The sequence below is a fragment of the Tabrizicola sp. T74 genome (assembly GCF_057219935.1).
Window position 1 is genome coordinate 371,057 of the sequence record NZ_JBXVVT010000004.1, and the last position, 13,450, is coordinate 384,506.

11 protein-coding genes are annotated in these 13,450 nt (G+C 65.6%); 6 read left to right on the top strand and 5 right to left on the bottom strand.

Features of this window, described 5'->3' with window-relative positions; genetic code table 11:
* Positions 1 to 258 precede the first annotated feature (258 nt).
* Entirely contained in the window at positions 259 to 2,079 is a 1,821-nt protein-coding gene (locus AC2EAL_RS13925; protein WP_484724822.1) for an extracellular solute-binding protein, read from the top strand.
* A 12-nt stretch (positions 2,080 to 2,091) separates the two neighbouring features.
* Positions 2,092 to 2,205, top strand: a complete 114-nt coding sequence (locus AC2EAL_RS13930) for an entericidin EcnA/B family protein (protein WP_484724823.1) — start codon at positions 2,092 to 2,094, stop codon at positions 2,203 to 2,205.
* Between the two features lie 57 nt (positions 2,206 to 2,262).
* Here AC2EAL_RS13930 and AC2EAL_RS13935 read toward each other — a convergent pair whose 3' ends face one another.
* Complete coding sequence (locus tag AC2EAL_RS13935; protein WP_484724824.1) at positions 2,263 to 2,886, bottom strand: helix-turn-helix domain-containing protein; 624 nt, start codon at positions 2,884 to 2,886, stop codon at positions 2,263 to 2,265.
* Positions 2,887 to 2,950: 64 nt separating this feature from the next.
* Between AC2EAL_RS13935 and AC2EAL_RS13940 the strand changes: the two genes are divergently transcribed.
* From AC2EAL_RS13940 to AC2EAL_RS13950, 3 genes are read left to right on the top strand one after another with little or no spacing between them, the layout of a single operon-like run.
* Positions 2,951 to 4,459, top strand: coding sequence for a class I adenylate-forming enzyme family protein (locus AC2EAL_RS13940; RefSeq protein ID WP_484724825.1), 1,509 nt, complete (start codon positions 2,951 to 2,953; stop codon positions 4,457 to 4,459).
* Complete coding sequence (locus tag AC2EAL_RS13945) at positions 4,456 to 5,103, top strand: DsbA family oxidoreductase (RefSeq protein WP_484724826.1); 648 nt, start codon at positions 4,456 to 4,458, stop codon at positions 5,101 to 5,103. Before AC2EAL_RS13940 ends, AC2EAL_RS13945 begins: the two co-directional genes overlap by 4 nt.
* On the top strand, positions 5,100 to 6,305 hold the full coding sequence (locus AC2EAL_RS13950; protein WP_484724827.1) for a multidrug effflux MFS transporter: 1,206 nt from the start codon (positions 5,100 to 5,102) through the stop codon (positions 6,303 to 6,305). Before AC2EAL_RS13945 ends, AC2EAL_RS13950 begins: the two co-directional genes overlap by 4 nt.
* Here the strand turns inward: AC2EAL_RS13950 and mfd are convergent.
* Together mfd and AC2EAL_RS13960 are read right to left on the bottom strand one after the other, a co-directional pair.
* The gene (gene mfd, locus AC2EAL_RS13955; protein WP_484724828.1) at positions 6,302 to 9,748 is read right to left on the bottom strand and encodes a transcription-repair coupling factor; all 3,447 of its coding nucleotides are present in this window, start codon (positions 9,746 to 9,748) and stop codon (positions 6,302 to 6,304) included. The genes AC2EAL_RS13950 and mfd overlap by 4 nt on opposite strands.
* A gap of 18 nt (positions 9,749 to 9,766) precedes the next feature.
* Positions 9,767 to 10,291, bottom strand: a complete 525-nt coding sequence (locus AC2EAL_RS13960) for a component of SufBCD complex (RefSeq protein WP_484724829.1) — start codon at positions 10,289 to 10,291, stop codon at positions 9,767 to 9,769.
* Between the two features lie 122 nt (positions 10,292 to 10,413).
* Between AC2EAL_RS13960 and hemB the strand changes: the two genes are divergently transcribed.
* The gene (gene hemB, locus AC2EAL_RS13965) at positions 10,414 to 11,415 is read left to right on the top strand and encodes a porphobilinogen synthase (protein WP_484724830.1); all 1,002 of its coding nucleotides are present in this window, start codon (positions 10,414 to 10,416) and stop codon (positions 11,413 to 11,415) included.
* Here the strand turns inward: hemB and AC2EAL_RS13970 are convergent.
* Together AC2EAL_RS13970 and AC2EAL_RS13975 are read right to left on the bottom strand one after the other, a co-directional pair.
* Positions 11,412 to 11,882, bottom strand: a complete 471-nt coding sequence (locus AC2EAL_RS13970; protein WP_484724831.1) for a DNA polymerase III subunit chi — start codon at positions 11,880 to 11,882, stop codon at positions 11,412 to 11,414. The two genes, hemB and AC2EAL_RS13970, sit on opposite strands and share 4 nt — an antisense overlap.
* Positions 11,883 to 11,961: 79 nt before the next feature.
* Positions 11,962 to 13,431, bottom strand: coding sequence for a leucyl aminopeptidase (locus AC2EAL_RS13975; protein ID WP_484724832.1), 1,470 nt, complete (start codon positions 13,429 to 13,431; stop codon positions 11,962 to 11,964).
* Between the last annotated feature and the right edge of the window lie 19 nt (positions 13,432 to 13,450).

The following is a 13,450-nucleotide window of genomic DNA, read 5'->3' on the forward strand; positions in this document are numbered from 1 at the left end:
ACCCCTGCCTATGCTGCATCTGCAGAAAGAATGCCACGCGAGGGCGAGAAGGGAAAGCACGAAGGCCAAAAGAAAAAAACGCCGGCACAAGGCCGGCGTTAAGTCTTTGAGGCAGGTTTCATACAGGCAAGAAACCTATCGAGCAGTAAGGTCTTTATAGTCCCCTCTCTGCCGATGGCCAAGCTAAAAGTTTGAATTGCCACGCACTCCGACTTACTGTCGGCCAACACAACCGGTAGGGACGGGGAGCGACAGGGAATGATCACGAACAAGAGAGGAACCTTCCGCAGGGTCACGCTGGCCGTCGTGATGTCTTTCCTGGCCGGCGCCGCCGCAGCCGAACCAATGCACGGCATAGCTATGTATGGGGACCCTGCCCTCCCCCCGGATTTTGTGTCCCTGCCGCAAGTGAACCCCGATGCGCCCAAAGGTGGCACCTACCGCTGGGGTGAGGCGGGCAGCTTCGACAGTTTCAACCCCTTCGTCACCAAGGGCCGGGCCGCCATCGGCATCTCGACCCTCACCGTCGAGACCCTGATGGGCCGGAATTACGACGAGGCCTTCTCGCTTTACGGGCTGCTGGCCGAATCGATAGACACGGACGAGGGGCGCACCTACGTCGAATTCACCCTGCGCCCCGAGGCCCGATTCTCGGACGGCTCGCCTGTCACGGTCGAGGACGTGATGTGGTCGATGGAGGCTTTGGGCACCCAGGGCAACCCGCGCTATGCTGCAGCCTGGAAGAAGATCGCCAGCATGGAGAAGACCGGCGAGCGGTCGGTCAAGTTCACCTTCAACGTCGAGGACCGCGAACTGCCGCTGATCCTGGGCCTGCGTCCGATCCTGAAGAAGGCGCAGTGGGAGGGGAAGGACTTTGCCGAGGCGACGGCCGAGGTGCCGGTCGGGTCAGGTCCCTATGTGCTGGCGGACTCGGAACTGGGCGTGCAGGTGACCTACAAGCGCAACCCCGACTGGTGGGGGAAGGATCTGCCCTTCAACCGGGGCCAGTGGAACTTTGACGAGATCCGCTACGACTACTTCGCCAACCCGCAAGCGATCTTCGAGGCGTTCAAGGCGGGCCAGGTCGATGCCTACCGCGAGGCCAATGTCTCGAAGTGGCTGTCGTCCTACGACTTCCCGGCGGTGCAGTCGGGCGATGTGATCAAGGCGGAAATCCCGCATGGCCGGCCCTCGGGGATCGAGGGTTTCGTGATGAACACCCGGAAGCCGATCTTCGCCGACTGGCGCGTGCGTGAGGCGCTGATCCTGGCCTTCAACTTCGAATTCATCAACCAGACCCTGAATGGCGGCCTGCCGCCGCGCATCCCGTCGTACTTCGGCAACTCGTTCCTGGGGATGGAACCCGGCAAGCCTGCCGAGGGACGCGAGCTTGAGCTTCTGGAGCCGTTCAAGGCCGAACTGCCGCCCGGTGCGATCGAGGGCTATGCGCTGCCCGTGTCGGACGGCGACCAGACCAACCGCAAGAACATCCGCGCGGCGGCGGCGCTGCTGGAAGAGGCGGGCTGGACCGTAGGCGACGATGGCGTGCTGAAGAACGCGGAAGGCCAGCCCTTTGCCTTCGAAATCCTGCTGGTCACCGGCCAGGACGAGATGGCCTCGGCCGCCGAGGTCTATATCGAGGCGCTTAAGACCCTGGGCATCCAGGCCACGCTGAACAAGATCGACGATGCGCAGTACAAGGAGCGCACCACGGCCTACGACTTCGACATGACCCACTACATCCGGTCGCTGTCGCTATCGCCGGGGAACGAGCAGTTGCTGTATTGGGGTGCAGCGGGCGTCACCGAACCCGGCACGCGCAACTGGATGGGCGTGAACTCGCCAGCGGTCGAAGCGATGATCGCGGCGATGCTGAAGGCGCCGAACACGGATGAGTTCACCGCCGCCACCAAGGCGCTGGACCGGGTGCTGACTTCGGGTCGCTATGTGATCCCGATCTGGTATTCCGACGTATCCCGCTTGGCATATTCGGCCAACCTGAAGTATCCCGAGAAGATACCGCTGTACGGTGACTGGAGTGGGTTCCTGCCCGACACCTGGTGGTACGAGGCGAAGTAAGAGGCATCGAGCATGAAGAAACTGGCACTTCTGGCGGTTCTGGCCGCACTGGCAGGCTGCAACACCATCGCGGGCGTGGGCGAGGACATCTCGGGCACTGCGCGCACGGTACAGAACACGTTCTGACGCCAGAGCAGTTCAAGCGTTGGAAAGCCGGGCGCGTCCCGGCTTTCTGCTGTGGCCTCAGACCAGCGACGTGACCCAGAGGATCGTCGCGTCCTCCTCGGACAGGCTGATGACGTTGTGCCCCATCGCCGCGTCGTAATAGGCGCTGTCGCCGCGGCGCAGTTCCACCGGCTCGTAGAACTCGGTGTAGAGCCGGATCACCCCGGTCAGCACATACAGGAACTCCTCGCCGTCGTGCCGGACCCAGCCGTCGAACTCATCGAGGTCGCGCGCCCGGATCACCGCGCGGTAGGGGAGCATCTGCTTCTTTGTCAGCCCGCTGGCCAGAAGCTCATGCTCATAGGTGACGGTGGCCTGTGACTGGCCTTCGCCCGCCTTCGTCACCGCCATCCGCCCCATCACCTGCTGCTTCGAAGGCGGCGTGAAGAGCTGCGGGACGGAAATCGCCAGCCCCCCGGCGAGCTTCTTCAAGGCGTCATAGGTCGGGCTCATCTGCCCGTTCTCGATCTTCGACAGGGTGGACCGCGCGAGGCCTGCCCGGTTCGCCGCCTCTTCCAGCGTCCAGCCGAGCGAGCGGCGCAGCTCCCGCACCCGCTCACCCAGGTTCAGCGGCTCGACATGGGCCTCGCCCCCGGCCTCGCGCGCCACGCGGATCATGCTTTTCGGATCGGTCAATGCCATGGGACCCCGATAGTCCAGCCGCCCAAAGCTTGCAACTGCGGCGCGGGACCCCTACCCCTTCCCCATGCTGTCCGTGATCGACACCCGGCCCTTTCCGACCGCGCCCCCGGCCTTCAACCTCGCCGGCCACGTCCTTGCCCGCGCCGGAACGCTGGACAAACCCGCCCTGACGATCCTCCACCCCGACCGCGACGAAACCCTCGGCTACGCCGACCTCCGCAACTTCACGCGGTCCACCGCCACCGCCCTCCTTTCCTACGGACTCACGCCCGGAGACCGCGTCCTCCTTCGCCTCGGCAACACCCTCGCCTTCCCGATCCTCTACCTCGGCGCGATCTGGGCCGGTCTCGTCCCGATTCCCACGTCCGCCGCACTGACAGGGCCAGAGATCACCAAGCTCGCCGCTCTCGTCGCCCCCAAACTCATCGCCGCCGAACCGGGCATCCCCCTCCCAGACCACCCGGCCCCCATCGTCACCCCCGACCTTGCCGCCTGGTCCAACCTCCCGCCCGCCGCCCTCCACCAAGGCGAACCAAGGCGCGAGGCCTACATCATCTTCACCTCCGGCACCTCGGGCACACCGATGGCCGTCAGCCACGCCCACCGGGCGATCCTAGCGCGCGGCCAGATGCACCAGCACTGGGAGGGCCTGACTTCATCAGACCGCCTCCTCCACGCAGGCGCCTTGAACTGGACCTACACTCTCGGCACCGGCCTCCTCGACCCCTGGACCGTCGGCGCCACCGCACTTATCCCCGCCGCCGGGACGCCTGCCACCGGCCTCCCCGACCTCATGGCGCGCGCGCAGGCCACGATCCTCGCCGCCGCTCCCGGCGTCTACCGCCAGCTCCTTCGCGCCGAGATCCCGCCGCTCCCCCACCTCCGCCACGGCCTCTCCGCCGGGGAAGGTCTCCCCCACTACCTCCGCCAGCAGTGGCGCGACCGAACCGGAACCGACCTCCACGAAGCGCTCGGCATGTCCGAGGTCTCCACCTACCTCTCCGGGTCACCAGCGCGCCCTGCCCCCGAGGGCACCACCGGCTACGCCCAACCCGGCCGCCACATCGCGATCCTGGACGACCACGATCAGCCCGTCCCACACGGGACCCCAGGAGAACTCGCCGTCTCCACCGCCGACCCCGGCCTGATGCGCCACTACCTCGGCCACCCGCCGCCCCAAGGCCAATGGTTCCGCACCGGCGACGCTGCCGTCATGGCTGCGGACGGCGCCGTCACCCATCTCGGCCGCAAGGACGACCTCCTGAACGCCGGCGGCTTCCGCGTCTCTCCGGCCGAGATCGAGGCCGCCTTCCACGACCTCCCGAATCTCACCGCCTGCGCCGCGACCGAGGTCGAACCGACCCCCGGCACCACAATCATCGCCCTATTCTATGAAGCCCCCTGCGAAATCGAACCCTCGACCCTGCAGGAATGCGCCGAAAAGACCCTTGCCCGCTGGAAGCAGCCAAGGCACTACCAGCGCCTCGACGCCCTGCCCCGCACTGCCAGCACGACGGGCACCGGCAAGATCATCCGCAAGGCGCTCAAAGCCCGGTACAGGAGACCCGAATGACCACCGCCCCCATTCGCCTCGATATCTTCTCGGATCCGGTCTGCCCCTGGTGCTATGTCGGCAAGGCCAACCTCGACCGCGCGCTGGCGGACCACCCCGACCACCCCTTCGTGATCCAATGGCATCCGTTCCAGCTGAATCCCGATATGCCCAGCGAAGGCGTCAGCAAACGCGCCTACCTGGAGCAGAAGTTCGACGGCAAAGCCCGCGTCGATGCCGTTCACGAGCGCCTGCGTGAAGTCGCGCGCAATGCCGGTGTCGACATGGACCCCGACAAGCCGCAGCGGATGCCCAACACTTTGAACGCCCACCGCCTGATCCACTGGGCCGGGATCGAGGGCGTCCAGCAAGCCGTGGTCAACGCCCTGATGCGCGCCTACTGGACCGAGGGCCGCGACATCGGCGACCTTCCCACCCTTGCCGACATCGCCGGGGAAAACGGGATGGACCGCGAGGCGACCCTGCGTCTTCTGAAGTCCGACGCCGATGCCGACGACATCGCCGCGCGGGATCAGGACGCCCGCCTCAAGGGCGTCAACGCAGTCCCGACCTTCCTGATCGCCCAGCAATACGTCGTCTCCGGCGCCCAGCCGCCCGAGACCTGGGGCAAGGTCATCGAGGAACTGATGGGCCGCGCCCAGTGACCCAAACCCGCCCCTCCCAGACCGAATTCGTGGCGCTTATCGCCATGCTTTTCGCTATCATCGCGATCTCCATCGACGCGATGCTCCCCGCGCTGCCTGAAATCGCCGCCACCCTGTCGCCAGAAGCCCCGAACGCCGCGCAGCTTGTCGTCACCAGCTTCGTCCTCGGCATGGGGATCGGCACCCTCTTCACCGGCCCCCTCTCTGACACCTTCGGCCGCAAGCGCGTGATCCTTGTCGGCTCCGGCCTCTACGCCCTCGCGGCGCTGGCCTGCTACTTCGCGCCGTCCCTCGAAGTCCTGTTGGCCGCCCGCCTCCTCCAGGGCCTCGCCGCCGCCGCCCCACGCACGGTCGCCATCGCGATGGTCCGCGACCTCTTCTCGGGCCGCGAGATGGCCAAGATCATGTCCTTCGTGATGATGATCTTCACCATCGTCCCCGCCCTTGCACCCCTGATGGGTCAGGGCATCATCGCGCTGGGAGGCTGGCACGCCATCTTCCTCACCTACATCCTCTTTGCCGGCCTCGCGATGCTCTGGCTCGGCCTCCGCCAGCCGGAGACCCTGCCCCCGGAAAACCGCCGCCCCCTTCACCTCGCCACGCTCTGGACCGGCACCAAAGAGCTTTTCACCCACCGCATCGTCGTGGTCTCCACTCTTCTCCAGACGCTGACGCTGGGCTGTCTCTTCGCCACACTCTCCAGCCTGCAAGGCATCTTCGAGCTCCAGTTCGACCGCGCCGAAACCTTCCCCCTCTGGTTTGCCGTCATTGCGGTCGCTTCGATGGGCGGGAGCCTCCTCAACTCGCGCATCGTGATGACCCTTGGCATGCGGCGCGTGGTCCAGCGGACCTATGCGGGCGTCCTGATCCTCTCGCTGGTTGCCCTTGTCACCCTCGGCACCGGGTTCCTGCACGGCAACCTCAGCTTCGCCATGCAAATGCTTTGGTGTATTGGACTTTTCTCGATGATGGGTCTGACGATGGGCAACCTGAACGCGCTGGCGATGGAGCCAGTCGGCCACATCGCCGGCCTCGCCGCCAGCGTGATCTCATCGCTCGCCACCGTCGGCTCGGTGATCCTGGCGATCCCCATCGGCCTCGCGTTCAACGGCACCTCGACGCCGCTCATCCTCGGCGTCACTGTCCTGACCGGCCTCAACCTGATCCTGTCGTTGAAAACCCTGGGCGAGCCGCGCGGCTAGCCCTTCTTTCCGGCCTTCACCACCTCGGCCAGATCGCGGGCGATGTTGAACGCGCCCTTGATCCGGTCGGCTTCGGTCTTCATCTCGCCCGTCAGCACGATCTTGTTGCCATTCACCCGGGCCGCGGGGCCTTGTGCCTTCAGGAAGTCCACCAGCCCCGCCGGATTGGCGAACTTGTCGTTGCGGAACTGGATCGTCGCCCCTTTCGGCCCCGCATCCAGCTTGGAAATCCCCGCCCGTTTGCACATCGCCTTGATCCGGACGATCAGCATGAGCGTGTTCACTTCTTTGGGCAACGGCCCGAAACGGTCGATCAGCTCCGCCGCGAAGCCCTCCAGCTCCACCTTCGTGGTCAGCGAGGACAACCGCCGGTACAGTCCCAGTCGGATGTCGAGGTCCGGGATGTAAGTCTCGGGAATCATGACTGGAACGCCCAGGTTCAGCTGCGGTGACCAGTCGTCGTCGATGTTCGCGAGCCCCTGCAGCTCACCCGATTTGATCTTGGCGATCGTCTCCTCAAGCATGTGCTGGTAGAGTTCATAGCCCACTTCGCGGATGTGCCCCGACTGCTCCTCGCCCAGCAGGTTCCCGGCCCCGCGCAGGTCAAGGTCGTGGCTCGCCAGGTTGAACCCCGCCCCCAGTGAATCGAGGCTGCCGAGCAACCGGAGCCGCTTCGTCGCCTGCGGCGTCAGCGGCGCACGGGGCTTGGTGGTCAGGTAACAGTAGGCCCGCGTCTTCGACCGCCCGACCCGACCCCGGATCTGATACAACTGCGACAGGCCGAACATATCCGCTCGGTGGACAATCATCGTATTCGCGGTGGGAATATCCAGCCCGCTTTCAACAATCGAGGTGGCGAGCAGAACGTCAAACTTGCCGTCGTAGAACTGGTTCATCCGGTCGTCGAGGTCGCCCGCCGCCAGTTGCCCATGCGCAATGACGCAACTCGCCTCGGGGACATGGGTCTTCAGAAAGTCCTCGATCTCCGGCAGGTCGGCGATCCGGGGCACGACATAGAAGGTCTGCCCGCCGCGATAGCGTTCGCGCAGGATCGCCTCACGGATCGTGATTGTGTCGAATTCGGAAACATAAGTCCGGATCGCCAGTCGGTCCACCGGGGGCGTCGCGATGATCGACAGGTCGCGCACTCCGGTCAAAGACAGTTGTAGGGTTCGGGGAATGGGCGTTGCGGTCAGGGTCAGCACATGCACCTCGGACCGCATTTCTTTCAACCGTTCCTTGTGAGCGACCCCGAAATGCTGTTCCTCGTCGATAACCAGAAGCCCGAGCTTCTTGAAGTTGACCCCCTTGGCCAACAGCGCATGGGTCCCGACGACGATGTCCACCGACCCGTCCGCCATCGCCGCCCGAGTCGCATTGGCGTCCTTCACGCTTACGAAACGCGACAAAGGTCTGACTGAAATGGGAAATCCGCGAAAGCGTTCGGCGAAACTCCGGTAGTGCTGGCGCGCCAGCAGCGTCGTCGGGCAGATCACGGCGACCTGCATCCCCGACAGCGCAGCCACAAAGGCCGCCCGCATTGCGACCTCGGTCTTCCCGAAGCCCACGTCACCGACGATCAGCCGGTCCATGGGCGAGCCTTTCTCAAGGTCCGCCACAACATCGGCAATCGCGGTCAGTTGGTCGTCGGTCTCCTGATAGGTGAAGCGAGCCGCGAAGGCCTCCCAGATCGAATGCGGCGCCTCCAGGATCGGCGCGTGGCGCAAGGCCCGCTCCGCCGCGACCCGCATCAGGCGGTCGGCGATCTCCTTGATCCGCTCCTTGAGCTTGGCCTTCTTCGCCTGCCAGGCCCCGCCGCCAAGGCGGTCAAGCAACCCCTCCTCATGCCCGTAACGGGACAGGAGTTCGATGTTCTCGACCGGCAGGTAAAGCTTTGCATTCTCGGCATATTCCAGCATGACGCAGGCATGCGGTGCCCCGAGCGCGGTGATCGTCTCGATCCCGAGATAGCGCCCCACGCCATGCTCGACATGCACCACCAGGTCGCCCGGGGACAGCGTATCGACCTCGCGCAGGAAGTTATCGGCCTTCCGCTTCCGGCGCGGCTTGCCCACGAGCCTTTCGCCGAGCACGTCCTGTTCGGAGATCACTGCCAGGCCGGGCGCGACGAACCCCGCTTCCAGCGGCCAGACGACGAGGAAAAGGCCACCCTTGCCCTCCGGCACCTCGCGAAAATCGGCGATCTCCTTGGCCCCGGTCACGCCGTTGTCGGCGAGAAGCCCCTTCAACCGTTCCCGGGCACCTTCGGACCAAGATGCGATAACCACCTGACCGGTCTTGGCCAGCGTCTGAACATGATCGGCCAAGGCACCGAAAAGATTGATCTTCTCCTGCTGCCGCTCTGGCGCGAAGTTGCGCCCCGCCCGGGCGCCTGCGTCCAGAACCCCTGGGCCCGGAGACTGTGGCAAGGGCGAGAGCTGCACCACGCGCGAAGCCGCCAACGCCGCCTCCCAGGCCGCATCGTTCAGGTACAGATCCTCCGCTGGCACCGGCTTGTAGACCGTATCGATCCGGCCCTTGGCCCCCATCGCCTCATGCCGTGAGTCGTAGCTGTCCTCGATGCCTTCCCACCGCGCCAGACGCGCCGGGGTCACCTGGTCGTCGAGCAGCACCGAAGCACCGGGCAGATAGTCGAAGATCGTCTCCAGCCGTTCATGGAAGAACGGGAGCCAGTGCTCCATTCCCTGATGCTTCCGGCCTGCACTGACGGCCTCATAGAGCGGATCGTCCGCCCCCGCCGCGCCGAAGGAAATCCGGTAGTTCTGCCGGAAGCGCGCGATGGCGGCCTCGTCGAGGATCACCTCGGAAACCGCTGAGAATTCGACTCTTTTCAGCTTTTCCGTTGTCCGCTGCGTCTCGGGGTCGAAGCGCCGCGCCCCGTCCAGCACGTCGCCGAAGAAATCGAGCCGGATCGGCCCGCCGCGACCGGGCGGGAAGATGTCGACGATCCCGCCGCGCAGCGCATAATCGCCGGGCTCCGCCACCGTGGAAACAGGGGTAAATCCCATCCGCGCCAGGAACCCCTTCAGCCGCGCTTCGTCGACCCGGTCCCCCACCGTCGTCCGGAAGGACGCCGCCCGGACCACCTCTCGCTTCGGCACCTTCTGTGTCGCCGCGTTCAGCGTCGTCAGCAGCACGAACGGCCCCGGCAACCCGTCCACCAAGGCCGCCAAAGTCGCCATTCGCCGCGCCGAAATTTCCGGATTCGGGCTGACCCGGTCATAAGGAAGGCAGTCCCAGGCCGGGAAGTCCAGCACCACCACCTCGGGCGCCATCACGGCAAGCGCGGCCCGCATCGCCTCGGCCCGCTTGTCATCGCGGGCGACATGCACCACGGGCACACCCCGGCCCAGCTCGCGCTGGACGAGCCGGGCGTCAAACCCTTCGGGCGCGCCGCCCATGATGATCCGGTCAGCAGTCATTTCCAAACGATGCAGCGATCAGTTCAGGATCGAGACACTGACATTCTGCCAGGTGCCGTAAAAGGCGGTGATGGCGATGGCGACCATGCCGATCACCTGCAGGACTCGGCGGTGGATGGTCAGCCGCCGCAGAAGCGCATCGCCGGTGCTCGCCCCCGCCGCGATCGTGCGGCATTCGCGGACACTGGCCCACAGCACCAGCGACAGCGGCCCCAGCAATAGAAACACAGCCTGGGCGAATTCGACATCATAGTAGAAAGCCAGCACCGCCAGCGCCGAAAGCCAGAAACAGGCAAGGCCGACCAGGATCATCGCGCCCTTGTCGACGATGTTCAACAGCCGGTTCACGTTGATCCGGACCAGGTCCTCGACATCGGCCAGCGCCTGACCACCCTCGCGCCGGGCGCGCTGGATCATGTCGTGCGGAACACCCAGCGACCAATGGCTGACCGATGACCACAGCACGGCAAGCGCGATCCAGTACCAGAGGTTCGAAAACGACCTCAGGTCGATCACTTCCAGCGCCGTATCAAAGACATCCACTCTGCCACGTCTCCTGTCTCAGCGCCGTTCCGTCAAGTGTCGACTTGAGGCGCATCTCTTTCCATGGCAGGCAGAAGGCCAAGCCGCAAGTCCCTGCTTGAGCAGGGAAGAAGGAGCCGACCATGCAGCCAGTCCAGGCACCCTATCCGCTGACCCGCTTTCGCAGGCTTCGGCGCACCGCGCCCTTGCGCGCGCTGACCCAGGAGACGACGCTGGGGGCGGGCGATCTGATCTGGCCGGTGTTCCTGTGCGACGGGTCCGGGGTGCGCCAGCCGGTGGCGTCGATGCCGGGGGTGGAACGGTTGTCACTAGACCTTGTCGTCGAAGCGGCGGCTTCCGCGCGCGATCTGGGGATCCCGGTGATCTGCCTGTTCCCCTACACCGACCCGCGGCTCAAGACGGCGGGGTGTGAAGAGGCCTGGAATCCGGAGAACCTGACGAACCGGGCGATCCGGGCAATCAAGGCGCAGGTGCCGGACATCGCGGTGATGACGGATGTGGCGCTGGATCCGTACAACGCGCATGGCCATGACGGGCTGGTGGTCGACGGGATCATCCTGAACGACGAAACGGTCGAGGCGCTGGTGAAGATGGCGCTGGCGCAGGCCGCGGCGGGGGCGGATATCCTGGGCCCGTCCGACATGATGGACGGCCGGATCGGCGCGATGCGCGCGGCGCTGGAGGCGGCTGGGCACAAGGACACGGCGATCCTGTCCTATGCGGCCAAGTATGCCAGTGCCTTCTACGGGCCGTTCCGCGATGCGGTGGGCGCAAGCGGGGCACTGAAGGGCGACAAGAAGACCTACCAGATGAACCCCGCCAACAAGGATGAGGCGATCCGGCTGGTCGCGCGCGATCTGGCGGAAGGCGCGGACATGGTGATGGTAAAGCCGGGGATGCCGTACTTGGATATCTGCGCCCGGGTCAAGGAGGCCTTCGGTGCGCCGACCTTCGCCTATCAGGTGTCTGGCGAATACGCGATGATCAAGGCGGCGGCGCAGAACGGCTGGCTGGATGGGGAAAAGGCAATGCTCGAAAGCCTGATGGCCTTCAAGCGCGCGGGCTGTGACGGAATCCTGACCTATTTCGCGCCGGAAGTGGCCCGGCTTTTGCGCAAGGGCTAGGCCGAGGGCAGCTTTTCGGCCTTCTTCTCCCAGCGGCCCGATTCCTCGGACCAGTACTGGGCGGGGTGGCCCTTGTCGGTGATTGCCTTCCACTGCGCGCGGGCGGCCTGCAGGCGGTCCGGATCGTTGCCGTCGAACAAGACCCAGACCCGCTCCATCGCTGTGATTTCGGCGTCGGTCGCTTGTGCGCCATCTACCAGCGCCAGGACCTTCGCGCCGTTCGCCGGGCCGCTTAGGCCCAAGAGCACCGGCTGGTCCGCGTCATGCGGGCCGCCTTCCAAGCCATGTGGCAGAAAGCTTTCGTCGCCGCCCTTCAGCCATAGCGCCTGATCCAGCCGGTCCAGCGCCTCCGGGTCGGTGCCGCGCACCATCACCCGCCAGCCCTGCCCCAGCGCGCGTGGCGCGTTGATCGCCAGCGTGTCAGCCGGGGCCGACTGGATCAGGTGTAAGAACATCACCGTGCCCATGGGACGCTCATCGCTTGTCTTCGACCGCTCTTCGCTCGTGCCCCGCAAGCGATGACCGCCGCGAAGCAAGGGAAGAGCGTCACTTCTCGAACCGGTCGCGGATCAGCCGGTCCAGCGCCATCACACCCCAGCCCGTCGCACCCTTCGGAGCCAGGGTGGAGTCCGACTTCAGCAGCGCGGTCCCGGCGATGTCCAGGTGGATCCACGGCGTCTCCGGCTTGACGAAACGCTGCAGGAACTGCGCCGCGGTGATCGAGCCGCCATCCCGGCCGCCTACGTTCATCATGTCGGCGATCCGCGATTTCAGCTTGGCGTCATAGGCGTCACCCATCGGCATCCGCCAGGCGCCCTCGCCTTCCGCCTTCGCCGCAGCCAGGAAGGCGTTGCAGAGGGCATCGTTGTTCGAGAAAACACCGGTGTTTTCATGGCCCAAGGCAATGATGATTGCCCCGGTCAGCGTGGCCAGGTCGATCATCCCCGTGGGCTTGAAGCGCTCCTGCGCGTACCACATCACGTCGGCGAGGACCAAACGCCCCTCGGCGTCGGTGTTGATCACCTCGATGGTGTCGCCCTTCATCGACTTCACCACGTCGCCCGGACGCTGCGCGCGGCCATCGGGCATGTTTTCCACCAGCCCTACCAGACCCACGACATTGGCCTTGGCCTTGCGGAGCGCGAGCGTGCGCATCACGCCCGCGACGACGCCCGCGCCGCCCATGTCCATCGTCATCTCTTCCATGCCCGCCGCAGGCTTGATCGAGATGCCGCCGGTGTCGAAGACAACGCCCTTGCCGATCAGAGCAAAGGGCGCCTCGCCCTTCTTGCCGCCATGCCATTGCATGACCACGACCTTCGAAGGGCTTTCCGACCCCTGCCCCACGCCGAGAAGCGCACCCATGCCAAGTTTCGTGAGCTCGTCTTCCTCAAGGATCTCGACGTCGAGGCCCAGTTCCTGCATCGCGGCCAGGCGCGCGGCGAAATCATGCGTGGTCAGCACGTTCGCGGGTTCGTTCACCAGATCGCGGGTAAAGAACACGCCTTCGGCGACGGCTGCCATCGGGGCGGCGGCCTTGGCGACGGTTTCCGGCGTTGTCGCCATCAGCGTCACCGGGCCCGGGGCGGTCTTTTCGCCGGTCTTGTGGCTGTCGAAGTCATAGGCGCGCATCGCCAGGCCAAAGGCGATGTCGGCGGCGCGGGAATGTCCTTCGGCCAGCACCAGCGAGCCCGAGGGTCCATGCGACCGCCCGACTGCGGCACCGGCCTTGCGGGCCTGGGCCTGGTCGGCCTTCCTGCCCAGCCGGATCAGCTGGACCGCATCGGCCGCCAGCCCCGGGGGATAGGCCAGTTCCATCGCCTCACCCGGTTTCAGCTTGTGAAACGCCTCGGACCCGAAGGCGCGCGACAGGGCACCCTTGGACAAGCGGTCCAGCCGGCGGAAGCCGGGGCTGGTCGGCTGGCCTGCATCCGCCAGAACCGCAATGCGGCCCTTCTGGCTGGCAAGCGCTTCAAGATCGGTGGCCTGGAACTGGATCGGCAGGGGTTTTGGCATCGGGTGCTCTCATCAGGTC